The following is a 24814-nucleotide window of genomic DNA, read 5'->3' on the forward strand; positions in this document are numbered from 1 at the left end:
GGTTGGTGTCCAGTGTCGGGCTAGTGGCCATACACCATCATGGTGGTGTTAGTAATGGCAAAGTCGGTGAACTGAACACTGCCAATGCTGATGCCTCCCATTTTGAAGACTGGCATATCGATGTCTGCCCGGAACTCAACCTCGTGAACCGAAAGCCCTTCGTTACCCGTGGCGCTACTGGTGCCCCGTGACAGTTTCGCGGTAGCACTGGCCATGCCGAAGTGTCCCAGCGTGTCATCGCCCCGACGGTTATGAATCTGAAGGCCTTCAATCCCTACGGCGGCAAAGTTGAACAGCAGAATCACATCGGCGGCATCCCAGTTCAGGCTGCCGTTGGTGAGTTCAAAATGGGTATCCAGCTGAAGTTCAGAGCCAGACACCTGGTTGCCGTTCGCCAGAGTGCGGGTAGCACTGCCTTCGTTGCGGATTACCAGATCCGTCGGCCCGATGTGGCCCTGCAGCAGGATATCCGAGAACAGGGTCGCTGAACCCTCACTGCCTGAGCTGGTCACGCTGTCGATGGCCAATTCAAAATCCACTGCCTGCAGATAATCATCCAGACTGGTCGGATCGCCAGTGTCTGCGCCACCCAGATGCATCACCAGATCACCGCTGTCGAACTGCTTGCCAAAAGAGCCTGCGATGGAATACTTCGCCAGAGCATCGGCCACATCCGGATTGGTTGGGTCCAACAACCCCGAATTGGCCCGTCGGGCAATCTCTGAAAACCCGTGCTCCAGTACCTCCCCATCGCCGGCAATATCGATCGTCAGCTTCACGTTATCCAGCACGGTATCGTCTTTGCCGGATAACCTGAGCCCGTTCACGTTCAGCGAACCTTCATCAATCCAGGTGAAGCGATCAATGCTGAGTTTTGTCTCCAGCTCGATAGTGACCCCCGCTTGCCCGGTTACGCCAGACAGTGCCCCGTCATCGAGGGGCGTGAACTCGGCCCAAGCGGGCAGGGGTATCGACAGGGCCATTACCCAGAGCGAGAGAGTGGAATAAGTGGTTGTTCGGCAACAGGCAAGTGGCAGAGTCATGGTGGTCCCGACAGTCTGGTTTATTTGTTTTTTTGCGGAGAGCACGCGAGCACTCTCCGGGCCGCAGGGGGACAGCACAACCAATGCAGCAATTCTGTGTTTTGTTACAGACTGTAACGATAGGCTGCCGGAGGGAAAACGTCTGTGAGCCCTGTCACAGGAAGATGGCATCGGAGAGGATAAGGCGCAGGTTGGCAGGCACTCAGGCTCAGGGACTCAGAGCCTGCTGGATAAGGCACTTCTGATGCTCCGCAAACTCCTGAATCAACGTCTGCGCTTTTTCGGTATCACGCGCCAGCACGGCCTGTGGCACATTGGCAAAAAACTCACTGGTCCGGGCCACGCCCCGGCGATACCGGTCGGCACTCAGGTAATAGGCCCGGCTCACGGCGGGCTTGAAGTTCAACAGAGCTTCTGTGAGATACGGATTGCCCACAATCTCGCAGCAGATCTCCATCACGCTGAAACTTGCTTCCACCACTGCCGCGACATTTCCGGACGAATCTTTCATCTGCTCGGTCGCCGTGCTCACCGCTTGTAGCATCGTCGATCTGTCACTCTCCTGCCAGCGCTCGCAAAGGCGGGCAGCCAGCATCATCAGCAAGTGCATGTACACATCGTATAGCTCAGACGCATGAGCCGCATCCAGCCGGGTAGCAGAGGCACCTTTGCGAGGTGTGATCTCCACCAGATGCCAGCGCTCCAGGTTATACAGGGCTTCCTTTACCGAAGCGCGGCTGACCTTCAGTTCACCGGCCAGGGTGGCTTCCTGAAGGCGCTCACCAGGGCGAATCTGCCCTGTCATGATCCGGTCTGCCAGGAAATTGGCAATCTGCTCGGCCAGGGTATTGGGCACCTGAAAATCCATAGAGGCTCTCTGAACAGGATGTAAACACCGACCCGATGCCCGGGTGGCAGACCCGGGCCGGCGCTGAAACGTGTGCGCATGAGTCTATCACAGCCGTTGAGTCCGACAGCGACAGAGCCACGACTTTGCAGGCATACCCAGGGCGATCAGGAATTGATCGAGTGTACGGTTGACGACTGCTATATTGTAGGACAATAATTTATGGGAGGCAGTTGATCAGAGTTTCACCAACACCATCCGATATGGAGAAAGCCCAATGAGCACGACGCGCTTATCGGTAAACCGCGAGGCAGCCCGCCGGCGGCTATTGCTGACCCTGAAAAAATACAGCTACATGATCGCCATGGTTCCGCTCGTTCTTCCTCCCCTGTTGCTGGCGGCGGGCCACGCGACCGGTCTCGTGAATCTGTTTTCCTGGGGCGTACCGGTTGTTGTCTTCGGGATTGTTCCGGTACTGGATCTGCTGCTTGGTAAGGACTCCATGAATCCGGACGAAGAAGCTGACGTGCCCCGGATGGGCGGCGAGTGTTTTTACAGGATAATGACCCTGGCCTGGGTGCCCGGCTTCGCGACCCTGTTGGTCTGGGGCATGCTGGAGATGGCTTCCGGTACCTTTAGTCCGGCAGGAAGTGCTGGCTGGATTGTTTCCATCGGAATCGTGGGCGGCCTGGGGATCAACGTTGCCCATGAACTTATCCACAAAGACGGCAGGTTCGAAACCCGGGCGGGTGGTTTTTTGCTGTCGCTGGTTTGCTACGCAGGCTTCAAGGTCGAGCATCTGCGCGGCCATCATGTGAACGTCTCTACTCCGGAAGATGCGTCGTCATCGCGTTACAACCAATCCCTGTATAACTTTCTGCCTCAGGCTTACGTGCGCAACTTTCTCAATGCCTGGAAACTGGAGACCGAACGGCTGCAACGCAAAGGCCTCAAAGCCCTGAGCTGGCGCAACGAACTGATCTGGTGGTACAGCATCAGTGCCCTGGTGCTGGCGGCCTTCACCATTGCTTTTGGCTGGCTTGGTACCGCATTTTTCCTGGGTCAGAGCTTCATCGCGCTCAACCTGCTGGAGATCGTTAACTACCTTGAACATTACGGCCTGCACCGCCGCAAGCTCGAAAACGGTCGCTACGAGCGCACCACGCCGAAACACAGCTGGAACAGCAATTACTTCCTGACCAACGTTTTCCTGTTCCAGTTGCAACGCCACAGCGACCATCACGCCTGGGGCAAGCGCCGGTATCAGATCCTCCGCCATCACGATTTCGCCCCGCAACTTCCCGCCGGCTACGCTGCAATGGTTGTTCTGGCCCTGTTTCCACCGCTCTGGCGAAAGGTCATGAACCCGAGAGTCGAGGCCTACTACAGAGGCGAGGAACAACAGCTGGTTTAGCGTTCAAGGACAGGCAGATTGGGCTTTCTGCCTGTCCCGACCTTGTTTTCCACCCTTGAAATTCCCTGAAACGCACGCAGGTATAGCGTTTAAGTCTCGCGAAAAAGGGAAAATCTGATGCCCAAGCATTTCGAACAGGCTCCCGGCCTCCACGAAGAACCGGTTCCCGAAACCGAAGGTTACGTATTCAACCAGACCATGATGCGCATCAAGGAACCCGGGCGCTCAATGGACTTCTACACCCGAGTGATGGGCATGCGTCTGGTTCGCAAGCTCGACTTTCCGGAAATGAAGTTCACGTTGTATTTCCTGGCTTACCTGGACGACCGCCAGGCTGGTCTTGTACCACAGGACGATGCACACAGAACGACATTCACCTTCGGTCGCGAAGCCATGCTTGAGTTGACCCATAACTGGGGTACCGAAGACGACAACGACTTTGGCTACCACAATGGCAACGAGCAGCCCCAGGGCTTCGGCCACATCGGTATTGCCGTACCCGACGTGTACGCCGCCTGCGACCGTTTTGAAAAACTTGGTGTCGAATTTGTGAAGAAGCCGGACGACGGCAAAATGAAAGGTCTGGCCTTTATCAAAGACCCGGATGGCTACTGGATTGAGATCCTGCAGCCAGACATGCTCGAAAAACAGCGTAAGGACGACTGATCTTCCTTACTCCGCGCCGGCCTCCTGGCCGGCTGCGGGCCTGCTGCCAAAGCGGGAAGCTACAATGACTGCTGCAGTCAGTATCAAGGCGCCCGCAATACCGATCGGCCCCAGAATCTCTTCCAGAAACACCCAGGCCAGTAGTGCCACAAACAACGGTTCCAGTGTCACGATGATGCTGGAAAGTGTTGCCGGTGTGGTTTTCATGCCGGTGAAGAAACACACGTAGCCGATGCAGGTTGGCACCACGCCGACATAAACCACCATCAGCCAGTGTCTGAATTCCAGGCTTGCCAGCCCCTCGAATCCACCACTCAGGGCCACCACCGGCAACAACATCAATGCCGCGGTAAAGAAACAGATAAACGCCGTAGTAAACACCGGTGTGCCGGCGGAGCTGTAGCGACTGGTGAGGGTAAAGCCGGTGTACACGCAGGCGGCGAGTAAGGCGACAAGAATCCCGGCAAGGCGCAGGGTGCCACTGGTGTCCATATCGCTGAGCACCAGCATGGCCGTGCCGCCAATGGCGGCAATCAGTGACAGAACCGTGAGCAGGCCGGGCTTCTCTCCGAGTAGGGGGGGCGGCGAGAATGGCCACCAGTACCGGGGGCAGACAGAGCGCAATCAAAGTGGCAATGCCGGCACCAGTGAGGTCCACCGCGAGAAGGTAGCTGCCCTGGTAGAAAGCCTGGAAAAGGCCCAGCGCCGCCAGGGGAATCAAGGCCTTTGGCGAGAGGCTTTTCAGTGAGCTTCCTGGTACCCGGGCGCCCGGGTTTGCACGTTCAAGGCGGACCTGTTCCCGCCGCATCAGCAGCCAGAAAAACGGCAGGGCGACCGCCAGTCTGAGGAACGCCAGCGTGATGGCCTGAAGGTCGGTACCGGTAAACAGAAATTTCGCAACAATCCCCGTGGTCGCCCAAAGCAGGGCGGCCAGGGCGATCAACAGGGCGCCTTGAATCATTCAATAATCAACACAATCAGCTCTTTGGGACCGTGAACACCGTAAGCAAGGGTTTGCTCGATGTCGGCGGTTTTGGAAGGGCCCGAGACTAACAGGGCATTGGTCGGCATGCCAGCGGACCATTCCTGGGCCTTCATGGCTTCATGGAAGGTTGTGTAAAGCTCCGATGCCTTGAGCAGGGCAATATGCACCGGCGGCACCAGACTCATCAGCCGGGGTTCATCGTCCGTCGGCCACAGGATCAGCGAGCCGGTTTCGGCAATGCCACCGCGGGTGGAGGTAATACTGGCATCCACCTCGTTGAACAGATGAGGCCGCCAGCTCTCTATGGGCTCATCGTAGATCAGCAGTTCCGGCAGATCGTTGCGCCCGGCGTTGCGAAGAGACTGACCAATCTCGTGAGCCCTGGGTATCAGCAGGTTCCGTGCGCCACGGCTGGCCAGCAGTTCCGCTAACCGTTCGATCCAGCTGTCCCCGGTGCAGTGGTGCACTTCGCCATGCACCGATTCGATCATTTTCTCGAACCGTTCGATACGCTCTGCGGTGGACCAGTCATCCCGTTCGAGAACGGAGAAGTCACATTCCGGTACCGTCAGTTCGCCGCCGGCCCGGTCGCGCAGACGCTGAAGAATGGTGTCGCGGGAACTCATTGGCTGCGCTCCTTCATACGCTGGTGCAGGGTTTTTGCGGCCAGTTTTGGCGCCGTACGGTAGTTGGTCCAGGCGCCGGCGCTTGAAGGTTGCAGGGCTCTGAGCTTCGTAGCGGCGCCTGTACCAAAGCGGTAAAGGCCCGGGCTGGCATGCATCCAGGCCCAGCCTTTCCAGACCATGGCCTCCATGGGGCTGCGTTTGGCGCCATGGCCGTTGACACGGGCAGGGTGCAGCTTGTCGCCATCCACCGATTCCTGGCGCAGACGCACCAGCAGATCAGGAATGGGGATTTTCACCGGGCAGACTTCACCGCAGGCCCCGCACAGGCTGGAGGCGCTGGGCAAATGCCGGCCTTCATCCAGGCCAATCAGATGCGGCATCAGAATCTTGCCGATCGGACCCGGGTAGGTGGTGCCATAGGCATGGCCGCCAACCCGCGTGTACACCGGGCAGTGGTTCATGCAGGCACCGCAGCGGATGCAGCGCAAAGTGTCGAGCAGCTCGTCGTCCTGGTAGATGGATGAGCGGCCGTTATCCACGAGCACCAGATGGACCTCTTCCGGGCCGTCCAGCTCATCGGCCTTGCGCGGGCCGGAGATCATGTTGAAGTAGGTAGTGATGTGCTGGCCGGTAGCAGACCGGGTCAGCAGGGCAAGCAGGGCAGACACGTCTTCCATGGTCGGCACCACTTTCTCAATGCCGGTCACTGCGATGTGGCAGGGCGGTACGGTGGTCGTCATCCGGCCGTTGCCTTCGTTTTCCACCAGACAGAGGGTGCCGGTTTCCGCCACGGCAAAGTTAACTCCGGAAACCCCCACATCGGCGCTCATGAACTTCTCCCGCAACTGCTGGCGGGCGCTGGCGGTAAGGTACTCGACATCGTGGGAGAGATCGGTGCCGGTTTTCTCGTGCATCAGTTCCGAGATCTCTCCGGTGTTCTTGTGAATAGCCGGCATGATGATGTGCGAGGGTGTCTCCCCGGCCAACTGAACAATGTACTCGCCCAGATCCGATTCCAGGGCTTCGATGCCCTGCTCCTGGAGGTAATGGTTCAGTTCCATTTCCTCGGAAACCATGGACTTGCCCTTGATCACTGTTCTGGCATCCCGGGCCTTGCAGATGTCACGCACGATCCGGCAGGCCTCATCGCCGTCCACGGCCCAGTGCACCTTGATGCCGTTCTCGGTGAGCTTTTTCTCCAGCTGCTCCAGCAGATCGGGCAGGTTGGCCAGAGCCCGCAGGCGCACATTGGCGCCCAGTTCCCGCAGGGTTTCCAGATCCCAGCCCTCGAACGCAGCCTTGCGCTTGGACATCAGCCCGTCCATGGCGCTGCGGAAGTTCTTCCGGATCTTGGGGTTGTGAATGGCCGCCTGAGCGCGCGGGTGAAACTGTTTTACGTCTATGTGATGGTCGGTGTGCCCGGCTGTCTCGCTCATGACGGTTGCCCCCCTTTGTTCCGGGTTCGTGCCCAGAGGAAACTGAGAATGTGCTGGCCTTCAACCGGTTTCTGGTTCTTCTCGGCGTAACCGGCAATGTTCATCAGGCAGCCGCAATCGGTGGTCACAAATTGCCTGGTGCCGGTATCCACCAAGGCATCCACCTTCTCGCTCACCATGGCCCCGGAAATTTCCGGGTGACGTACGGCAAAGGTGCCGCCGAACCCGCAACACTCCTCCGGTCGCACCTGTTCTACCAGGTTCACGTTCTTCAACTGGCCCAGCAGTTTCGGGCCCACCTCGGCCACGCCCATTTCGCGCCGCGCCGAGCAGGAGGTGTGCATGGCCACCGTGGTGGGTTCGCCCAGGTCTTCGAGTTTGATATGGCAAACGTTGAGCAGGAAGTCTGTCAGCTCCCAGACGCGGCCTGCCACGTCGGACGCTTTGGCTGCCTCGGGAGTGTCCCTGAACAGGTCCGGGTAATGCTTGCGCATCATCCCGCCGCAGGATCCGGAAGGCACCACAATGGGCCAGTCGCCGGGAAACAGATCCAGCTGCGCCCTGGCTACAGAGCGGGCTTCGTCATGGTAGCCGGAGGTGTAGGCCGGCTGGCCGCAACAGGTCTGATTTTGCGGGAACAGCACCTCAATGCCCTCCCGTTCCAGCAGTTCGACACCGGCAATGCCGGCATCGGGATAGAACATGTCTACCAGACAGGTGCCATAGAAATAGACTTTTGCGGGTTTTGCGGGGTAAACCTTGATCGGATCAACCATGTGCCGACACTCGTCTGTTTTGAGTTGTTATCCAGCAATAATAGGGGGGAGAAGGCTGTGTTGCCAGACGACTTTCAGGACACACAGAAGAGGGGGCTGCAAAAAGAACAAGGGCAGCAGCATTGCGCCACCGCCCTGGGTGTTACTTGACGGTTAAACGCTGGGCATTCTTCTCGATGGTGCGCTCGCCAATGCCTTTAACGTTTGCCAGATCTGCGGTTGCAGCAAAAGGACCATTGGCTTCCCGGTAGGCCACAATGGCTTCGGCTTTGCTCTGGCCGACGCCATTCAGACTGGCGAGAGTGGCCACGTCGGCGGTGTTGATGTTGATGGCGGCTTCTTCAGCGTAGGCGTATCCGGTCACCAGACTGAACAGCAGAACGAGGGTTGCGAAAAACGGTGTGCGTTTCATGGCACTGAGCTCCTGAGGCTTGTTTGCGTTAGTGGGATTAAGCCAGGGCAGCAGACAGCAGAAGCGAAATGTAAGAAGAGACACAGAAATGGCAGTAAGACAGAAAGAGTGCACGGATGGGATCACGTCCCTGTGATCCCACGATTCCGTGGCTGACCCCTGCCTGTTCCTTCAGGCGTGCGACTCATGGTGAGTGCGTCATCCCTGTAAGCCCTGATCCTTAGGGCAACTCCTGATCCGTGGAGTTCTCATCCTTGCGCCAACGTTCCGTGCTGGCTTGTCATCCCTGACGTTTTCTATTCTATCGGGGATCCCACGCCTCCCTATCGGAGAATCGCTTCGGGCTTTGTACGATATGTCTTACAGCACCGTAAGCATTGCGGAGGTCGAAAATTGAGTGAACGCTCAGTGATCCTGGCCCCGTCAGGCACTTTGTGAATCGCTTCGATGGGCCTGCGCCGCTTCCTTAATGCGTTCCATGGTGATTTCGCGAACCGCTTTCTGGCTTGTGCGAATATGTCGGGTCAGCCGCTCTGCGGCGTCATGGGCCAGACCCTGGTGCAGTGCTTCCAGAATCGCCGCATGTTCTTCGTAGGTGGCTTCCACCCGATTATCCCGGGTGAAGTCCAGGCGCCGGACAATACGAAGTCGATCGGTGATCTCGCGATGGACGCGGACCATCTCCCGGTTGCCGGCTGCGATCATCAGCTCACAATGAAAGCTTTCGTCCAGCGCCCGTACCGCACTCCCCGACGCCCGGCCGGATGGCTGGTCCGGGTTCCAGAGCAGGGCCAGTGCCCGCAGTGTCTCAGGCTCTTCTGTCAGGCCGCAGATCTTGTGCACGGCTTCCCGCTCGAGCGTGATCCGGAGCTCATAGAGCTCCTCCATCTGTTGGAAATCCAACGGCTTCACCTTCCAGCCGCTGCGGAACAGCACCTCGACATGTCCCTCGCGCTGCAAACGATAGAGCGCCTCCCGAACCGGTGTTCGACTGGCATTCAACCGGGTTCCGACATCCCCCTCGCTGAACTTGTCGCCAGGGATCAGGCGAAACTCGAAGATGTCCTCCTTCAGAGCCTCGTAGACCCGCTCTGCGACGGACGCCTTTCTTCTCTGGTTTGGTGTTGCCATTGGCTTCGTTGATCCTCTCTGCCAGCGCCAGATTTATCCGCTCTGTTCAGCTTTTGGAGGCAATATAAGCACGCCAGCCGCCGAACGCGGTTACATCCTCGGCTCCATCAAGACCGTAGCCCTCGCAGATAAAGCCATTAACCCACCGGCCATCGGCCAGTTCGACACTGCCGATGCCCAGCGGTGCCGGGATAAGGTCCACAAAGGAGCCAAAGGCCGAGGCGGGCATTTCCCAGACTTCGACAATGATTTCCTGGCCTTCGCCAGAGGATACCCGTTTCAGACCGGGTTTCGGCGGCGTGGTGTTGGGCAGGGCGAAGAGCCGGTAGTTGGCAGAGGTTGTGGTTTGCTCAAGCAGCACCGAGTAGCGTTCGCTGAGCTGAGTATTCAGCGGCATGCCACTGAGATGGGCGCCGACAACAGCCACCTGGATGGTGGGCGTGGAAGTGGTGGTCGCGGGTGCTTCCCCGGGACGGTCTTTGCTGGTGGCGCCCAGGGGCGTTGGATGCGAGTTCAGCCACTGGCAGGCCAGACGCTGAAGTTCGGCGTCCTTCCAGGCTCCGCTGATCAGCGTAACGCCGAACGGCAGACCATCGTCCCGGAAACCGGCGGGGATAGCGAGTGCACTCATATCGGCCAGGTTGACGAAATTGGTGTAGGTGCCCAGCTGGCTGTTCAGGGTAACCGGATCCGCGTTCACCGCTTCAATGGTAGGCGCCGTCGGCGCGGTGGGCACCAGCAGGGCATCAACATCGGCGAGCAGTTTGTCGATCTGACGCAGCAGCTCCTCCTTGCGGTATTGGGCCTTGAACGTATCGGTGGCGCTGAAGTTGCCAGCCTTGCTGATGATGCCCTTCACCACCGGGTTCATGTCCTCGTTATGGCTGACCATGAAATCCTCCACGGCGGCGTGGCGTTCGGCAACCCAGGGGCCTTCGTAAAGCAGTGCGGCCAGCTCCAGCATGGGGCTGAAATCCAGAGCGACCAGTTCCACGCCCTGCTGTTGCCAGAGACTGATGGCACTATCCCAGGCGGCTTCGGCCTGTTGGTCACCAAACCATTGTGGTTGCTCCGGAATGGCCAGGCGTTTGATCGGGCCGGGCCGGCGGAGGGCCGGTCCGTCCAGGGGCAAGGCGTAGGGGGCCTGGCGGGAGAATGCGTCCTCGGCGTCAAACCCGGCCATGACATCGGAGACCTGCCCGGCGTCATTCACGGTAAGCGCAAAAATGGAAACACAGTCCAGCGACCGGCAAGCCGGAACCACGCCACGAATGCTGAACAGTCCTTTGGTTGGTTTCAGCCCCACAAGGTTATTCAGCCCGGCGGGGATCCGCCCGGAACCGGCGGTGTCTGTGCCCAGGGCAAAGGGCACCAGCCCCCTGGCAACAACGGAACTGGAGCCGGAACTGGAACCACCACTGATGATCTCCGGCTTGAAGCTGTTCGGCACCGCGCCATAAGGCGAGCGGGTACCCACCAGCCCGGTAGCAAACTGGTCCAGGTTGGTCTTGCCGATAACAATTGCACCGGCGGCCTTGAGCCTGGCAACGGTATTGGCGTCGTTTTCCGGGGTGTAGGCAAAGGCCGGGCAGGCGGCCGTTGTTTCAAATCCGGCGGCATCGATGTTGTCTTTTGCGGCAAACGGGATGCCATAAAGCGGCAGCTTGCTCTTGTCGCCACCGGCTTTCTGGAGCGTTTGCGCCAGCTCGGCGAGTGCCGTGTCCAGCCCGGGCTTGTCGAGCAGTGAAATCCAGGCAGCGTCTGTCGCATCCAGACTGGCCAGTAACTCGCCCAGCAGTGATTCGGGGCTTGCACCTTGTTGATAGGTGTTCTGCCAGTCTTTGATAGTCCATCCGAGAGTTGAAGGCATTGATCATCCTCATGTCAGTTAGCAACTTGTATACATGTTGGTTGGCAATGCCTGTGCCATTTGCAGGATTTTCTTGATAGTTCATTAAAAACATAAGGTTATAAGTATTCGTGAAGCCTGCGCCGGCTCCGCGCCGCCCTCGAAAGGTGCGTGCGCCCCAATATGGGGCCGGACAGTTGCCCATTTTGAGGGCGCTGGGCCGTGCAGAGGCTCGAAATTGGGCTTGTATACTAGTTAACTGACTGTTTTTTAGGAAAATGTGTAACTTGTGGAACAGCTAATGCAGAGAGTTGGTGGGTTTGAAGGCGAACTGTACAACCTAACTAAAAAACGAAAAGGATGACGATAATGAGCTTGAAAAAACACGTGAAACTGGGCCTCTCTGCACTGGCGCTTTCCATCTCCTTTAATTCCGTGGCAGCGGAAGATCCGATCAAAGTGGGTATCCTGCATTCGCTCTCGGGCACCATGGCGATCAGTGAAACCGTTCTGAAAGACACCGTTGAAATGCTGATCGAGCAACAGAACGCCAAGGGTGGTGTACTTGGCCGTCAACTGGAAGCCGTTGTGGTAGACCCGGCCTCCAACTGGCCGCTGTTTGCTGAAAAAGCCCGCGAACTGCTGGCCCAGGAAGAAGTGGACGTTATCTTCGGTAACTGGACCTCGGTTTCCCGTAAGTCCGTACTGCCGGTGGTGGAAGAGCTGAATGGCCTTCTGTTTTACCCGGTACAATATGAGGGTGAGGAATCCTCCGAAAACGTCTTCTACACCGGCGCTGCGCCCAACCAGCAGGCCATTCCTGCGGTTAACTACCTGATGAACGAAATCGGCGTGGAGCGCTGGGTGCTGGCGGGTACCGATTACGTTTATCCGCGCACCACCAACAAGATCCTTGAGACCTACCTGATGGACATGGGTGTGGCCAAGGAAGACATCATGATCAACTACACGCCTTTCGGTCACTCCGACTGGCAGAATATCGTCTCTGACATCAAGCGCTTCGGCTCTGCCGGCAAGAAGACGGCGGTTGTATCCACCATCAACGGTGACGCCAACGTGCCGTTTTACCGTGAGCTGGGTAACCAGGGCATTGCTGCCTCCGACATCCCGGTTGTCGCCTTCTCCGTGGGTGAGCAGGAACTCTCCGGTATCGACACCGGCCCGCTGGTGGGTCACCTGGCCGCCTGGAACTACTTCATGAGCGTGGACAGCGACGCCAACTACGACTTCATTGACCAGTGGATCGAGCACACCGGCAACGAAGAAGCCGTTACCAACGACCCGATGGAAGCTCATTACATTGGCTTCAACATGTACATCGAAGCCGTCAAGAAGGCCGGCACCACGGATGTAGACGCAGTGAAAGACGCCATTATCGGTGTGACTGTGCCCAACCTCACCGGTGGCTACGCTGCCATGATGCCCAACCACCACATCACCAAGCCGGTATTGATTGGTGAAATCCAGGACAACGGCCAGTTCTCCGTTGTCTGGGAAACTCCGGCACTGGTGGCGGGCGATGCCTGGTCTGATTATCTGCCGGGTTCACGGGACATGATTGCCGACTGGCGTAAACCGATGTTCTGCGGAACCTTTAACACCGCAACCGGAAGCTGTGGTGCGTCTGCGGGCGAAATGGCCGCTGAAACCAAGTAAGGCCAAGACGGTATAGCACCATGGACAGCCGGGGGTGGTTACGCTGCCTCCGGCTGTTGCATAGCAACACGCTTTTAACAGACAGGACACACTCATGAGCATCTTCCGATCGCTCACACTGCTGCTTATTGCCCTCATTTGCGCGGGGTCGCTTCCGGCAACCGCACAAGAGAGCGACCCTGGCCGAGACTTGCTGATCAACCTTGCCGAAGCACCCGCCAACAAGGTGGAAGAGGCGGTTAATGCCATTGTCAGCAGTGGTGATGAAAGAGCCAGGGGCTGGCTCGAAGCCTACGGAAACAACCGTCTGAGCCGGGTGAAAGATACAGGCCAGGTGGTGCTGGTATTGAGCAACCGGGGGCGGGATTGGGAAATCGCCAACCCGCTGACCGCAGAGAACATGGGCGAAATGTCCCGCCGCAAGCTGGACCGGGTCGCCATCAACAACCGCATCCGGGGGCAGCTTGAAGGCATCCTTGCCATGCTGGACCTGAATGCCAAAGACCCCGACCTGCGCGAAGCTTCCGCACAGGACATGATGGGCAAAGTAGACGCTTCACTGGTGCAACCACTGGAAGCGCGACTGGAACAGGAAGAAAACGCTGCGGTACGTAACCGTATTGAAGAGGCGCTGGCCATTTACCGGGTAGGCGAGGGCAACCTGGAGGCCGTGGACGTGCTGGCCGGCAGCCTGCACCCCCGTGCCCGCGCGGCCCTGAACGAAGCCGCCCGGAGCGACGACCCGGCACTGGCTGCCAGTGCCGCCAAAGCCCTGGACAGCATCGAACAGAAACTGACACTGAACCGCGCCGCAGAGACCCTGTATTTCGGGCTGTCTCTCGGCTCGGTTCTGGTACTGGCGGCCATCGGCCTGGCCATTACCTTTGGCGTGATGGGCGTGATCAACATGGCCCACGGCGAACTGATCATGCTGGGTGCCTACACCACCTGGGGCATGCAGCAGCTCTTCCCGGGCCAGCCAGGCCTGGCACTGATTCTGTCGATTCCCGCCGGCTTCCTGGTGGCTGCCACCGCCGGCATTATCATCGAGCGCAGCGTGATCCAGTACCTCAAGGGTCGTCCGCTGGAGACCCTGCTGGCCACGTTCGGTATCAGCCTGATCCTGCAGCAGCTTGTGCGTACGGTGATCTCCCCGCAGAACCGTACCGTGATCACCCCGGAGTGGATGAGCGGCTCCCTGGTGATCAACGACGCGCTGTCGCTGACACTTAACCGCCTCTATGTACTGGCGTTTGCGTTGATCGTCTTCGCCGGGCTGATGCTGATCATGCGCAAGACCCGTCTGGGCCTGGAAGTGCGTGCCGTTACCCAGAACCGGGCCATGGCCCGCTCCATGGGTATCCGGGCCACCCGGGTAGACATCATGACATTCGCCCTGGGCTCCGGTGTCGCCGGCCTGGCCGGGGTGGCGCTGTCCCAGCTCACCAACGTGGGGCCCAACCTCGGCCAGAACTACATCATCGACTCGTTCATGGTGGTGGTGTTCGGCGGCGTTGGTAACCTCTGGGGCACCCTCATTGCCGGGCTTTCTCTGGGTACCATCAACCAGCTGCTTGAACCCTGGGCCGGTGCTGTTCTCGCCAAGATCATCGTGCTGGTGTTCATCATTCTGTTTATCCAGAAACGGCCGAAGGGGCTCTTCCCCCAGAAAGGCCGGGCTGCGGAGGGTTAAATTATGTGGTTAACAAGACCTTTGCAGGAACGTTCAACCCAGATCTTCCTTGGCGTGCTTTTTTCCGCCCTGGTGGTGGTGACTTTTCTCCATGTAGTTATGCCCCAGGACAGTGCGCTGCACGTCAGCGCCTACACCGTAACGCTGCTGGGTAAATACCTGTGCTATGCCCTGCTGGCGGTCGCAGTGGACCTGGTGTGGGGCTACCTCGGTATCCTCAGCCTGGGCCACGGCGCCTTCTTTGCCCTGGGCGGCTACGCCATGGGCATGTACCTGATGCGCCAGATTGGCGATCGCGGCGTGTACGGTGATCCGGTCCTGCCGGACTTCATGGTGTTCCTGAACTGGGACTCGCTGCCCTGGTTCTGGCACGGCTTCGACATGGCCTGGTTTGCCTTCCTCATGGTGCTGCTGGCTCCGGGCCTGCTGGCGCTGGTGTTCGGCTTCCTGGCCTTCCGCTCACGGGTAACCGGGGTATACCTCTCGATCATCACCCAGGCGCTGACCTTTGCCTTGATGCTGGCCTTCTTCCGCAACGAAATGGGCTTTGGCGGCAACAACGGCCTGACCGATTTCAAGGACATTCTCGGCTTCAACCTGCGCACCGATGCCACCCGCCTCGGGCTGTTCATTGCTACCGGTATTGCCCTGGCCATTGGCTACGTGATCTGCCGGGGAATCGTAACCAGCAAACTCGGCCGGGTGAGTGTGGCCTGCCGGGATGCCGAAGCCCGTACCCGCTTCCTGGGCTACCGGGTTGAGCGGGTGCAGCTGTTCGTGTTCGTGGTCTCCGCCATGCTGGCGGGTGTGGCCGGTGCGCTCTACGTGCCCCAGGTGGGCATCATCAACCCCAGCGAATTCTCGCCGCTGTTCTCCATCGAAGTCGTGGTGTGGGTGGCTCTGGGTGGCCGTGCAACCCTCTACGGCGCAGTGATCGGGGCCATTCTGGTGAATTACGCCAAAACCGTGTTCACCGGCATCATGCCGGACGCCTGGCTGTTCGCCCTGGGTGGTCTGTTCGTGCTGGTTACCGTGTTCCTGCCCAAGGGCATTGCCGGGCTGCTGCAGAAACGCAGCAAAGCCAGAGCCGATGACGACACCACTACCGGGCAGGAGGCGACCGTATGAGCTTTTTTCAGGAGCTGGCCGACCGTGAACGAGTGTTCGAGTTTCTGACCCAGGTGCAGTCGCCGGTGGATGTGCGCCACGGCCCCATCCTGTATCTGGAAGATGTGAATGTGAGCTTTGACGGCTTCAAGGCCATCAACAACCTCAACCTCACCATCGACGACGGCGAACTGCGCTGCATTATCGGCCCCAATGGCGCCGGCAAGACCACCATGATGGACATCATCACCGGTAAAACCCGGCCGGACACAGGCTCGGTATGGTTTGGCAGCCGTCACAACCTGCTCACTATGAACGAGCCGGACATTGCGTCCCTCGGCATTGGCCGCAAGTTCCAGAAACCCACGGTGTTTGAAGCCCTCACCGTGTTCGAAAACCTGGAGCTGGCCATGGCGACCGACAAGCGGGTGTTTCCCACACTTACCGCGCTTATGAAACCGGAATACCGGGACCGCATCGACGAAGTGCTGGAGATGATCGGCCTGAAGGATCTGCGTGAACGCCTGGCGGGCATCCTTTCCCACGGCCAGAAGCAGTGGCTGGAGATCGGCATGCTGCTGATGCAGAAGCCCCGCCTGCTGCTGATGGACGAGCCGGTGGCCGGGATGACCGAGCAGGAAATGGAACGTACCGCCGAACTGCTCACCAGCCTCGCCGGCAAACAGTCGGTGGTGGTGGTGGAGCACGACATGGGCTTCGTGCGCTCCATTGCCCGCAAGGTGACTGTACTGCACCAGGGCAGTGTGCTGGCTGAAGGTTCCATGGACCAGGTCTCCAACGATCCGGAAGTGATCAAGGTGTATCTCGGGGAGGAGGCGTAATGCTGAAGATTGAAAAACTGAACCAGTTCTACGGCGAAAGCCACACCCTCTGGGATCTGGACCTGGACGTACCCCAGGGCCAATGCACCTGTGTGATGGGCCGCAACGGGGTGGGCAAGACCACCCTGATGAAGTGCATCATGGGCGAGGAAAGCACCAAGAACGGCAGCATGGAATTTGCCGGCGACGTGGAACTTGCCAAAAAGAAAGTGGAAGACCGCTCGCGCCTTGGCATCGGCTACGTGCCCCAGGGCCGGCAGATTTTCCCGCTGCTGACCGTGGAAGAAAACCTGCGTACCGGCCTGGCCGTGCGCAAGGACGGCAGCAAGAAAATCCCCGAGCGGATCTACGAACTTTTCCCCGTGCTGAAAGAAATGCGTAACCGCCGTGGCGGTGACCTTTCCGGGGGCCAACAACAGCAGCTGGCCATTGGCCGGGCTCTGGTGATCGAGCCGCGCCTGCTGATCCTGGATGAGCCGGGCGAAGGCATTCAGCCCAACATTGTTGCCCAGATTGGCGAGGTTATTCGCAAGCTGATCGAAGAAGACGGTCTGACCGTGCTGCTGGTGGAACAGAAACTCCCGTTTGCCCGCAAATACGCCGACCGTTTCGCCATCCTCGACCGTGGTCGCCGCGTTGCCGAGGGTGAAATTGCCGGTCTGACCGACGAACTTATCAAGAAGCACCTGACCGTATGACCGCATACCAGCCTATCGCCGCCCACGCCTCCGGCCACCGTTTCGACACCGAACGGCGCTGGGCCGCGTCCCTGTCCCTCGGTTTTGAATCCCGGAACGAGGGCGCCGCAGAGCCGGTTACCCGGCTGGTACGCCGGCAGCATCTGGGCCCATTGCGGGTTCAGCGTCCGTTCTACCCGGAAGGCAAACACGGCTGCTGCCATGTATATCTGCTGCACCCGCCCGGCGGGCTGGTCAGTGGCGACGAACTGCGTATCGAAGCCTCCGTGGCTGAAGGCGGCCACGCCCTGCTGACCACCCCGGCTGCCGCCAAGCTGTACAAGGCCGACAGCCACGGTGTGGCCTGGGGCCAGCACACCCGGTTGCAGGTGGCCAGAGACGCCATCCTCGAATACCTGCCCCAGGAAACCATCGCCTTTGATGGCTCCCGGGGCGAACAGACCACCACCATCGAACTGGCCAGCGGCGCCAGAACCCTGGGCTGGGAAGTACTCGCCCTGGGTCGGCCTGCGAGCGACCTGCCTTTCGCCACCGGTGCGCTGGAGCAACGCTTTCATCTCAGCCTTGATGGCAAACCCCTGTGGCTGGAACGCCAGTTGCTGGACCCCGCACATCGCCGGTTTACCGGCCACTGGGGCCAGGGTGGCGCCACCGTGCAGGCAACCCTCTGGGCCGTTGGCCTGGAGGACGAAGCGGCCGCTATTGAAACGCTGAGAGAACAACTTCCGGACAACCCCCGCTGGGCGGTTACCCGGCGCAGGGGCGTATTGCTGCTGCGTTACCTGGGCGCCGAACGCAACGAAGCCTGGGCCCTGTGCGAACAGGCCTGGCACCTTCTGCGGCCCATGCTGACCGGCTCGCCGGCCCATACACCCAGAATCTGGCTTACCTGAAGCCTTTTAGAAACAACGGAGTCATTCATGGAACTCACACCCAGAGACAAAGACAAGCTGCTGTTGTTTACCGCGGCCCTGCTGGCCGAGCGCCGCAAAGCCAAGGGCCTGAAGCTGAACTACCCGGAGGCCGTTGCCCTGATCAGCGCCGAGATCATGGAAGGCGCCCGCGAAGGCCGTTCTGTGGCCGAGTTGATGAGCGCCGGCACCGAAATCCTCACCCGTGAAGATGTCATGGACGGCGTTGCCGACATGGTGCACGAGGTGCAGGTAGAGGCCACCTTCCCGGACGGCACCAAGCTGGTGACCGTTCACAACCCGATTGTATAAGGAGCGCGACATGATCCCCGGTGAATACCAGATCCAGGACGGCGATATCGAACTTTGCGCCGGCCGCGACCGCATCGACATCGACGTTTCCAATACCGGCGACCGCCCGGTACAGATCGGCTCCCACTATCACTTCGCCGAAGCCAATCCCGCACTGGACTTCGACCGTGCCAAAGCCAGGGGCTACCGCCTGGACGTTGCCGCCGGCACCGCGATTCGCTTCGAACCCGGCCAGACCCGGTCTGTCACCCTGATTCCGTTCGCCGGCAATCGGGAGATTTACGGCTTCCGCGGTGATGTGATGGGTAAATTGGAGGGCAAAGCATGAAGATTTCCAGACAGGCTTACGCCGATATGTACGGCCCCACCGTTGGCGACCGTGTGCGCCTCGGTGATACCGAACTGTGGATTGAAGTTGAAAAAGACCACACCCATTACGGCGACGAAGTAAAATTCGGCGGCGGCAAAGTTATCCGTGATGGCATGGGCCAGAGCCAGCGCTGCGACGATGCCGTGATGGACACCGTTATCACCAACGCCCTCATTCTGGACTGGTGGGGCATCGTTAAAGCCGACGTGGGCATCCAGAAAGGCCGCATTGCCGCCATCGGCAAAGCCGGTAACCCGGACACCCAGCCAGACGTGGAAATTGTTATCGGCCCGGGCACTGAAATCATCGCCGGGGAAGGCAAGATTCTCACTGCCGGCGGTATCGACCCGCACATTCACTTCATCTGCCCCCAGCAGGTGGAAGAAGCCCTGATGAGCGGTATCACCACCATGCTCGGTGGCGGCACCGGCCCGGCCACGGGCACCAACGCCACCACCTGCACACCGGGTGCCTGGCACATGGGCAAAATGCTTCAGGCCGTCGACAGCCTGCCCATGAACATCGGCTTTCTGGGCAAGGGCAACGCCAGCCTGCCGGAAGCACTGGAAGTGCAAATCAAAGCCGGTGCCATTGGCCTCAAACTGCATGAAGACTGGGGCACCACCCCGGCCAGCATCGACAACTGCCTGACCGTGGCAGACCAGTACGATGTGCAGGTAGCCATCCATACCGACACCCTGAACGAATCCGGCTTTGTGGAAGACACCCTGGCGGCGTTCAAGGGCCGCTGTATTCACACCTTCCACACCGAAGGCGCCGGCGGCGGTCACGCACCGGACATCATCACCGCGTGTTCCAAGGATTACGTACTGCCGTCGTCCACCAACCCGACCCGGCCCTACACCGTGAACACCATCGACGAACACCTCGACATGCTGATGGTGTGCCACCACCTGGACCCCAACATCCCGGAAGACGTGGCCTTCGCCGATTCCCGTATTCGCCGGGAAACCATCGCCGCGGAAGACATCCTGCACGACATGGGCGTGATCTCTATGATCTCCTCCGACTCCCAGGCCATGGGCCGGGTGGGTGAGGTGGTGTGCCGCACCTGGCAAACTGCCCACAAGATGAAAGTGCAGCGCGGCCTGCTGCCGGAAGACGAGGAACGGGGCGCCGATAACTTCCGCGCCAAACGCTACATTGCCAAGTACACCATCAACTCTGCCATCACCCACGGCATCGCCCACGAAGTCGGCTCGGTGGAAGTGGGTAAACTGGCAGACCTGGTGCTCTGGAGCCCCGCGTTCTTTGGTGTGAAGCCCGCCTGCATCATCAAGGGTGGCATGATTGCGGCCGCCCCCATGGGTGACCCCAACGCCTCGATTCCCACGCCCCAGCCGGTGCATTACCGCCCCATGTTCGGCGCCTTCGGCAAGGCCGCCAGTGCCACCCGTCTGACCTTTGTCAGCCAGGCCGCGCTGGATGCCCGTATTAACGAAGAGCTGGGCCTGGACAGCCCGCTGTCGGCCTGTAAAGGCGTGCGGGACGTGCGCAAGAAAGACATGAAACTGAACGATGCGTGCCCGCACCTCACCGTGGACCCGCAAACCTACGAAGTACACGCAGATGGCGAACTGCTCACCTGTGAGCCGGCCACCGAACTGCCCCTGGCCCAGCGTTACCACCTGTTCTGAGCCGGGTATTGGAGAACTGAATATGTTGGAACTGACAGAACGCATCGGTGATGTGAACAGCACCGGGATCGACACCAGCGAGATCCTGGACAACCTGATCCTGCCTTACGAGCTGCGCATTCGCGGCCGTTTGCGGGCCACCACCGAAACCAACGTGGATGTGGGCCTGTTTCTGGATCGCGGCCCGGTGCTGCGGGACGGTGACCTGCTGCAGGCCAAAACCGGCGAGATCATTCGCATCCGTGCGGCGGAAGAACAGGTGGTTACCGCCCGCATCGAAAACGGTCAGCCCCTGGCGCGTTTGTGCTATCACCTGGGCAACCGCCACGTAACCCTGGCCATCGGTATGGACGAGCAGGGCGCCTACGTGCGCATCACGCCGGACCATGTACTGGAAGAGCTGGCGGAACGCCTGGGCGCTACCCTGATGCACCACACCGCCCCGTTCGACCCGGAACCCGGTGCCTACACCCAGGCCGGGTATTCCCATGGGCACGGGCATAGCCATTCACACGATCACGACCACGGGCATAGCCATGGCCACAGCCACAAGCACACCCACTGAGGCCGTCACCCCACAGGTGAACGACCTGGCACTGTTGGGCCTGATGCAACTGGTCAGCCCGGCATTGCCCATCGGTGCCTTCGCCTGGTCACAGGGCCTGGAAAGCGCCTTTGAACTGGGCTGGGTGAACAACGAAGCCGAACTGGCCGAGTGGATTGAAGGCGTACTGGAAGACGGCCTCAGCCGCTGCGAACTGCCCCTGCTGGTGCGTTTGCAGAGCGCCTGGGCCAGCAGTGATGCCGACGCGCTGTCGCAGTGGAACGACTGGCTGCACGCCACCCGGGAAACCGCCGAGCTGAGCGACGAAGACACCCGCCTTGGCGGCGCCCTCGTGACTCTGCTGCGCAATCTGGAGCTGCTGCCCGAGCAACACCTGATTCCGGCAGACCCCGGCTACATCACCATGTTCGCCTGGGCCGCCCACAAACGCTATGTGCCCGTGCGCCAGACTTTGCTCGGCTTTGCCTGGGCCTGGCTGGAAAACCAGCTCGCGGTGGCCTGCAAAGCGCTGCCTCTTGGCCACACTGCCGCCCAGCGCATTATCGAACGGCTGCGGCCACAGCTTGCCGTGGCGGTAGACACCGCCCTGGAACGGAGCGATCACGAACTCGGGCCCATCCTGCCGGGACTGGCGCTCGGAAGTGCCTTACACGAAACACAGTATTCACGGCTTTTCAGAAGCTGAAGAAACATTTAGGAGAAAATGCCATGACACATTGTCTGAGAGTTGGAGTCGGCGGCCCGGTCGGGTCGGGTAAAACCGCTCTGCTGCGCCAGCTGTGCAAAGCTCTGCGCGACCACTACAACATCGCCGTGGTTACCAACGACATCTACACCCGGGAAGACGCCGACTTCCTGCTGCGCCACGAAGCGCTGGACGCAGACCGCATCCTCGGCGTGGAAACCGGCGGCTGCCCGCACACCGCCATCCGCGAAGACGCCTCCATGAACCTGGCGGCCATCGACGATCTGCAAAACCGCCACCCGGATCTGGAACTGGTGCTGGTGGAATCCGGCGGCGACAACCTCTCCGCCACCTTCAGCCCGGAACTGAGCGACCTCACCCTGTACGTGATCGATGTCTCCGCCGGCGACAAGATCCCCCGCAAAGGCGGCCCAGGTATCACCAAATCCGACCTGCTGATCATCAACAAGATCGACATCGCCGAACAGGTACACGCCTCCCTCGACGTTATGGAGCGGGACAGCAAGAAGATGCGCGGCGAACGGCCCTTTGTGTTCACCAACCTGTACGACGGGGTAGGGCTGGAGACCATCATCAGCTTCATTCTTGAGCGCGGTATGCTGCCGGAAAGACGGCCCGAAAAAGTGGCCGAACCGGCCTGAGCCAACCGAATCCGAACGAATCCAGAACCATCAGGAGAAACACCATGAAACTTGCTTCCAAACTCCTCACCGCCGCTGCCCTGCTGGCTGCTTCCGCCTCCGCCATGGCTCACCCCGGCCACGCTGAAGGTGGCTTCACCAGTGGCCTGCTGCACCCCATGATGGGCCTTGACCACCTGCTGGCCATGGCTGCCATTGGCTTCTGGAGTGTGCGCCAGAGCAAACTCATGAAAAACGCCACCCCGGCCTTCGTGATCGGCGGCATGGTCTTCGGCGCGGCCCTGGCGTGGGCGGGCCTGAGCGTGCCAGGCGTTGAAACCGGCATCACCTTCTCGGTACTGGTTGCCGGCATCCTTATTGCCACCCTGGCCAAGTTGCCCACCGCTGTTGGTGGCACTCTGGTCGCCGCCTTCATGCTGTTCCACGGCTTTGCGCATGGGGCGGAGATGCCTGCAGGCGCCACTCTCGCCGCGTATTTGGCAGGCTTCTCCATCGCCACCCTCGCCATCACCTTCGCTGGGCGTGGGCTGGGTAGCCTGATGCTGAAAGCGGACAGCCGCTTCAGCCGTGGTGTTGGTGGTGTGCTGGCGGTTGCGGGGGCGTATCTGGCGGCTGCCTGATACTGCACAGTTAACCAAGGCAACCAAAAAAGCCGCCCGGGAAACCGGGCGGCTTTTTACGTATCTGGTTTACTAGATTTTACATCGGACGGGTAGGAAATTTTCTAAAGTTTGGGCTAGTGTGTAGTCACAAGAAACGGATTCACGCCGCGGTTAAGGATGACGGATGGACTACACCAATGCATTAAAGCCCTCTTCGATTCTCTCTGGTTTCAAAAAAATCCATTTTGTCTAGCACCCTGAGACTATGACCCAAACTGTCAGATTTGTTTCGGACGCTTCGATATTGCCGGTATCAGGCAATCATATGATTTTGATTAAAGCACCGTTGTTATGGGGTTAGACTTTTGACTTTTGAAGTAAATGACCAGATTAAACTATGGATTTCAGTGTTTTTGCGCGTGCAAATGATCGCATTTATAAAGCGTCGCTGTCTCACTATTATTGAGCCTAAACAAGCGGGATCCCAGATATGTTATGTCGATTTTTTTCATCTCATTACCGACCTCGGCTTGGCAGTGGCCGGGGTATGAGGTGGTTGCAGGAGCAAAAGGCGAGTGACTGGGGAGCGCAAGACGGCGCGCTGGGAATGAGCGTATGACAGACCGCAGCGCCGTAGACACGATACGCGGGTACTTTTACCAATTCGACTACTCGATACTGAAAGTTGTCCAGTTGTCCAAGCTCGATGACTCCATTGCGGTGGAGTGCATCGAAGATGTTGACATCCGCACTGCAACGGAGGTTACAGCCGTACAGTGCAAGTACTACTCCGGCACGGAGTACAACCACTCGGTTATCAAGCCAGCAGTCATGCTCATGCTGACACATTTTAAGGCGATAAGAGATGATGGAAAGCCAGTCGTCAGGTACATGCTTTGTGGTCATTACGGCTCAGGTCACCACAAGCTGGCATTGCCAATAGATGTAGCGTTCTTAAAACAGCACTTCCTGACCTACAGCGAAAAGAAAGTCGAGCACCGCCATCATGAGGAACTGGGTCTCAGTGATGCCGATCTTGCGGAATTCCTTTCAGTTCTTGAGATTGATATCAACGCGGCGAGTTTCGAGGATCAATTCGAACAGGTAATTCTGGAGCTGCAGGCCGCTTTTAATTGCACGCGATTCACCGCAGAGTACTTCTACTACAACAATGCCCTTGCACTTATGCGAGAGTTGTCGATCCAACCCTTGCAGGCCGACCGAACCATTACGAAGAGGACGTTATTAGAGCGGTCAGACACGTCTGGCGTCTTGTTCAACGAATGGTTCGTGCGGAAGAAGGGTGAGAGAGCCCACTTCGCTGCGCTGCGAAAACAGTACTTTTCGGACCTAAACCAGTCCCCGTTCGAGCGTTTTTTTCTAATCGAAGTGGACCCCTCAATGTTTGTTCGGAGTGACCTCAAAGATGTGCTGCACACACTGTCAAAGAAGTGGTCCAAAACGAGCAGGCGGGATGGAGCCTCGTCCTTTTGCCCCTACGTCTATGTCCACGGGCTTCCGAGTGAAGATTTGGTGGCGCTCAAGAAGGAACTAGCAACCGAGGAATTCGGCTTCATCGACGGTTACGACTTTCTTGGCGCCGACTTCAACGTGAAATCAATTTCAAAGCCTGCCACACATAACAACGGTATAAGGCTGAAATTGTTGAACTCAATCGCTGATCTTGAGGCGACTCTGTGCGCTGTCACGAAGACCCGAGAGGTATACCAGTTCCACTTGGGGAATAGTTATTTTGACCCCGCGAACGAAGCCGTCAAGCACGTTCAGATCCAGCTGAGAAAGCTTACAGACATTAAAGCAATCATCTAACCGAAAAGGAGTGGCAA

The 24814-nt window shown here is 59.0% G+C and carries 24 protein-coding genes and 1 pseudogene; 16 read left to right on the forward strand and 9 right to left on the reverse strand.

The genetic code is table 11. The features are described from left to right. Positions 1–20 precede the first annotated feature (20 nt). Both KO499_RS07505 and KO499_RS07510 read right to left on the reverse strand, forming a co-directional pair. Entirely contained in the window at positions 21–1043 is a 1023-nt protein-coding gene (locus KO499_RS07505) for a DUF6160 family protein (RefSeq protein WP_215983073.1), read from the reverse strand. Between the two features lie 208 nt (positions 1044–1251). Then, a complete protein-coding gene (locus KO499_RS07510; protein ID WP_215983074.1) occupies positions 1252–1911 on the reverse strand; it encodes a GntR family transcriptional regulator in 660 nt (219 codons plus the stop codon). Positions 1912–2167: 256 nt separating this feature from the next. Between KO499_RS07510 and KO499_RS07515 the strand changes: the two genes are divergently transcribed. Beyond that, a complete protein-coding gene (locus tag KO499_RS07515; protein ID WP_215983075.1) occupies positions 2168–3304 on the forward strand; it encodes an alkane 1-monooxygenase in 1137 nt (378 codons plus the stop codon). Between the two features lie 117 nt (positions 3305–3421). Next, positions 3422–3970, forward strand: a complete 549-nt coding sequence (gene gloA / locus KO499_RS07520; protein ID WP_215983076.1) for a lactoylglutathione lyase — start codon at positions 3422–3424, stop codon at positions 3968–3970. 6 nt (positions 3971–3976) lie between these two features. On the opposite strand, the pseudogene KO499_RS07525 reads toward gloA, so the two are convergent. The 7 genes and pseudogenes from KO499_RS07525 to atzF all read right to left on the reverse strand — a co-directional run bounded on the left by KO499_RS07525 (position 3977) and on the right by atzF (position 11206). Continuing rightward, positions 3977–4931: pseudogene (locus tag KO499_RS07525) on the reverse strand (DMT family transporter). Then, entirely contained in the window at positions 4928–5581 is a 654-nt protein-coding gene (locus KO499_RS07530; protein WP_215983077.1) for a LutC/YkgG family protein, read from the reverse strand. Before KO499_RS07530 ends, KO499_RS07525 begins: the two are co-directional and overlap by 4 nt. After that, positions 5578–7017 (reverse strand): LutB/LldF family L-lactate oxidation iron-sulfur protein, encoded by a 1440-nt coding sequence (locus tag KO499_RS07535; RefSeq protein ID WP_215983078.1) that lies wholly within the window; start codon positions 7015–7017, stop codon positions 5578–5580. Before KO499_RS07535 ends, KO499_RS07530 begins: the two co-directional genes overlap by 4 nt. Beyond that, positions 7014–7793 carry a (Fe-S)-binding protein gene (locus KO499_RS07540; protein WP_215983079.1) on the reverse strand — a complete coding sequence of 260 codons (780 nt, stop codon included), beginning with the start codon at positions 7791–7793 and terminating at the stop codon, positions 7014–7016. The genes KO499_RS07535 and KO499_RS07540 overlap by 4 nt, the downstream gene beginning before the upstream one ends. Before the next feature lie 142 nt (positions 7794–7935). Beyond that, positions 7936–8205: a ComEA family DNA-binding protein gene (locus KO499_RS07545; protein WP_215983080.1), complete on the reverse strand. Its 270-nt coding sequence runs from the start codon at positions 8203–8205 to the stop codon at positions 7936–7938. A gap of 423 nt (positions 8206–8628) precedes the next feature. Continuing rightward, entirely contained in the window at positions 8629–9336 is a 708-nt protein-coding gene (locus KO499_RS07550; protein ID WP_215983081.1) for a GntR family transcriptional regulator, read from the reverse strand. 46 nt (positions 9337–9382) lie between these two features. Beyond that, positions 9383–11206 (reverse strand): allophanate hydrolase, encoded by a 1824-nt coding sequence (atzF, locus tag KO499_RS07555; protein WP_215983082.1) that lies wholly within the window; start codon positions 11204–11206, stop codon positions 9383–9385. Between the two features lie 348 nt (positions 11207–11554). On the opposite strand from atzF, the gene urtA reads away from it, so the two are divergent. The 14 genes from urtA to KO499_RS07625 all read left to right on the forward strand — a co-directional run bounded on the left by urtA (position 11555) and on the right by KO499_RS07625 (position 24797). Further along, the gene (gene urtA, locus KO499_RS07560) at positions 11555–12862 is read left to right on the forward strand and encodes an urea ABC transporter substrate-binding protein (protein WP_215983083.1); all 1308 of its coding nucleotides are present in this window, start codon (positions 11555–11557) and stop codon (positions 12860–12862) included. Positions 12863–12956: 94 nt separating this feature from the next. Continuing rightward, positions 12957–14555, forward strand: a complete 1599-nt coding sequence (gene urtB, locus KO499_RS07565; RefSeq protein WP_215983084.1) for an urea ABC transporter permease subunit UrtB — start codon at positions 12957–12959, stop codon at positions 14553–14555. Positions 14556–14558: 3 nt separating this feature from the next. Further along, the gene (urtC, locus tag KO499_RS07570) at positions 14559–15683 is read left to right on the forward strand and encodes an urea ABC transporter permease subunit UrtC (RefSeq protein ID WP_215983085.1); all 1125 of its coding nucleotides are present in this window, start codon (positions 14559–14561) and stop codon (positions 15681–15683) included. Beyond that, entirely contained in the window at positions 15680–16504 is an 825-nt protein-coding gene (urtD, locus tag KO499_RS07575) for an urea ABC transporter ATP-binding protein UrtD (RefSeq protein ID WP_215983086.1), read from the forward strand. The genes urtC and urtD overlap by 4 nt, the downstream gene beginning before the upstream one ends. Continuing rightward, positions 16504–17202: an urea ABC transporter ATP-binding subunit UrtE gene (urtE, locus tag KO499_RS07580; RefSeq protein ID WP_215983087.1), complete on the forward strand. Its 699-nt coding sequence runs from the start codon at positions 16504–16506 to the stop codon at positions 17200–17202. The genes urtD and urtE overlap by 1 nt, the downstream gene beginning before the upstream one ends. Continuing rightward, the gene (locus tag KO499_RS07585) at positions 17199–18095 is read left to right on the forward strand and encodes an urease accessory protein UreD (protein ID WP_215983088.1); all 897 of its coding nucleotides are present in this window, start codon (positions 17199–17201) and stop codon (positions 18093–18095) included. Before urtE ends, KO499_RS07585 begins: the two co-directional genes overlap by 4 nt. Positions 18096–18122: 27 nt before the next feature. Next, positions 18123–18425, forward strand: a complete 303-nt coding sequence (gene ureA / locus KO499_RS07590) for an urease subunit gamma (protein WP_215983089.1) — start codon at positions 18123–18125, stop codon at positions 18423–18425. A gap of 10 nt (positions 18426–18435) precedes the next feature. Next, a complete protein-coding gene (locus KO499_RS07595) occupies positions 18436–18753 on the forward strand; it encodes an urease subunit beta (protein WP_215983090.1) in 318 nt (105 codons plus the stop codon). Beyond that, positions 18750–20453 carry an urease subunit alpha gene (gene ureC / locus KO499_RS07600; protein WP_215983091.1) on the forward strand — a complete coding sequence of 568 codons (1704 nt, stop codon included), beginning with the start codon at positions 18750–18752 and terminating at the stop codon, positions 20451–20453. The genes KO499_RS07595 and ureC overlap by 4 nt, the downstream gene beginning before the upstream one ends. Before the next feature lie 22 nt (positions 20454–20475). Further along, positions 20476–21018, forward strand: coding sequence for an urease accessory protein UreE (gene ureE / locus KO499_RS07605; protein WP_215983092.1), 543 nt, complete (start codon positions 20476–20478; stop codon positions 21016–21018). Continuing rightward, a complete protein-coding gene (locus tag KO499_RS07610) occupies positions 20990–21703 on the forward strand; it encodes an urease accessory protein UreF (RefSeq protein WP_215983093.1) in 714 nt (237 codons plus the stop codon). The genes ureE and KO499_RS07610 overlap by 29 nt, the downstream gene beginning before the upstream one ends. 23 nt (positions 21704–21726) lie before the next feature. After that, on the forward strand, positions 21727–22365 hold the full coding sequence (ureG, locus tag KO499_RS07615; RefSeq protein WP_215983094.1) for an urease accessory protein UreG: 639 nt from the start codon (positions 21727–21729) through the stop codon (positions 22363–22365). 44 nt (positions 22366–22409) lie between these two features. Next, positions 22410–22985, forward strand: coding sequence for a HupE/UreJ family protein (locus KO499_RS07620; RefSeq protein WP_215983095.1), 576 nt, complete (start codon positions 22410–22412; stop codon positions 22983–22985). A gap of 597 nt (positions 22986–23582) precedes the next feature. Beyond that, positions 23583–24797 (forward strand): DUF4297 family anti-phage-associated protein, encoded by a 1215-nt coding sequence (locus KO499_RS07625; RefSeq protein ID WP_215983096.1) that lies wholly within the window; start codon positions 23583–23585, stop codon positions 24795–24797. Positions 24798–24814: the final 17 nt, after the last annotated feature.

Origin of the sequence: Marinobacter sp. F3R08, assembly GCF_018860425.1 — a bacterium.
GTDB lineage: Bacteria > Pseudomonadota > Gammaproteobacteria > Pseudomonadales > Oleiphilaceae > Marinobacter.

Excerpts from the sequence above, each read along its gene's own strand:
- KO499_RS07585 (WP_215983088.1), top strand. The coding sequence starts at position 17,199 with ATGACCGCATACCAGCCTATCGCCGCCCACGCCTCCGGCCACCGTTTC.
- urtC (WP_215983085.1), top strand. The coding sequence starts at position 14,559 with ATGTGGTTAACAAGACCTTTGCAGGAACGTTCAACCCAGATCTTCCTT.
- ureE (WP_215983092.1), top strand. The coding sequence starts at position 20,476 with ATGTTGGAACTGACAGAACGCATCGGTGATGTGAACAGCACCGGGATC.
- ureA (WP_215983089.1), top strand. The coding sequence starts at position 18,123 with ATGGAACTCACACCCAGAGACAAAGACAAGCTGCTGTTGTTTACCGCG.
- KO499_RS07550 (WP_215983081.1), bottom strand. The coding sequence starts at position 9,336 with ATGGCAACACCAAACCAGAGAAGAAAGGCGTCCGTCGCAGAGCGGGTC.
- ureG (WP_215983094.1), top strand. The coding sequence starts at position 21,727 with ATGACACATTGTCTGAGAGTTGGAGTCGGCGGCCCGGTCGGGTCGGGT.
- KO499_RS07530 (WP_215983077.1), bottom strand. The coding sequence starts at position 5,581 with ATGAGTTCCCGCGACACCATTCTTCAGCGTCTGCGCGACCGGGCCGGC.
- urtB (WP_215983084.1), top strand. The coding sequence starts at position 12,957 with ATGAGCATCTTCCGATCGCTCACACTGCTGCTTATTGCCCTCATTTGC.
- urtE (WP_215983087.1), top strand. The coding sequence starts at position 16,504 with ATGCTGAAGATTGAAAAACTGAACCAGTTCTACGGCGAAAGCCACACC.
- gloA (WP_215983076.1), top strand. The coding sequence starts at position 3,422 with ATGCCCAAGCATTTCGAACAGGCTCCCGGCCTCCACGAAGAACCGGTT.
- KO499_RS07540 (WP_215983079.1), bottom strand. The coding sequence starts at position 7,793 with ATGGTTGATCCGATCAAGGTTTACCCCGCAAAACCCGCAAAAGTCTAT.
- urtD (WP_215983086.1), top strand. The coding sequence starts at position 15,680 with ATGAGCTTTTTTCAGGAGCTGGCCGACCGTGAACGAGTGTTCGAGTTT.
- ureC (WP_215983091.1), top strand. The coding sequence starts at position 18,750 with ATGAAGATTTCCAGACAGGCTTACGCCGATATGTACGGCCCCACCGTT.
- KO499_RS07625 (WP_215983096.1), top strand. The coding sequence starts at position 23,583 with ATGACAGACCGCAGCGCCGTAGACACGATACGCGGGTACTTTTACCAA.
- KO499_RS07545 (WP_215983080.1), bottom strand. The coding sequence starts at position 8,205 with ATGAAACGCACACCGTTTTTCGCAACCCTCGTTCTGCTGTTCAGTCTG.
- KO499_RS07595 (WP_215983090.1), top strand. The coding sequence starts at position 18,436 with ATGATCCCCGGTGAATACCAGATCCAGGACGGCGATATCGAACTTTGC.
- atzF (WP_215983082.1), bottom strand. The coding sequence starts at position 11,206 with ATGCCTTCAACTCTCGGATGGACTATCAAAGACTGGCAGAACACCTAT.
- KO499_RS07610 (WP_215983093.1), top strand. The coding sequence starts at position 20,990 with ATGGCCACAGCCACAAGCACACCCACTGAGGCCGTCACCCCACAGGTG.
- KO499_RS07535 (WP_215983078.1), bottom strand. The coding sequence starts at position 7,017 with ATGAGCGAGACAGCCGGGCACACCGACCATCACATAGACGTAAAACAG.
- urtA (WP_215983083.1), top strand. The coding sequence starts at position 11,555 with ATGAGCTTGAAAAAACACGTGAAACTGGGCCTCTCTGCACTGGCGCTT.
- KO499_RS07620 (WP_215983095.1), top strand. The coding sequence starts at position 22,410 with ATGAAACTTGCTTCCAAACTCCTCACCGCCGCTGCCCTGCTGGCTGCT.
- KO499_RS07515 (WP_215983075.1), top strand. The coding sequence starts at position 2,168 with ATGAGCACGACGCGCTTATCGGTAAACCGCGAGGCAGCCCGCCGGCGG.
- KO499_RS07510 (WP_215983074.1), bottom strand. The coding sequence starts at position 1,911 with ATGGATTTTCAGGTGCCCAATACCCTGGCCGAGCAGATTGCCAATTTC.
- KO499_RS07505 (WP_215983073.1), bottom strand. The coding sequence starts at position 1,043 with ATGACTCTGCCACTTGCCTGTTGCCGAACAACCACTTATTCCACTCTC.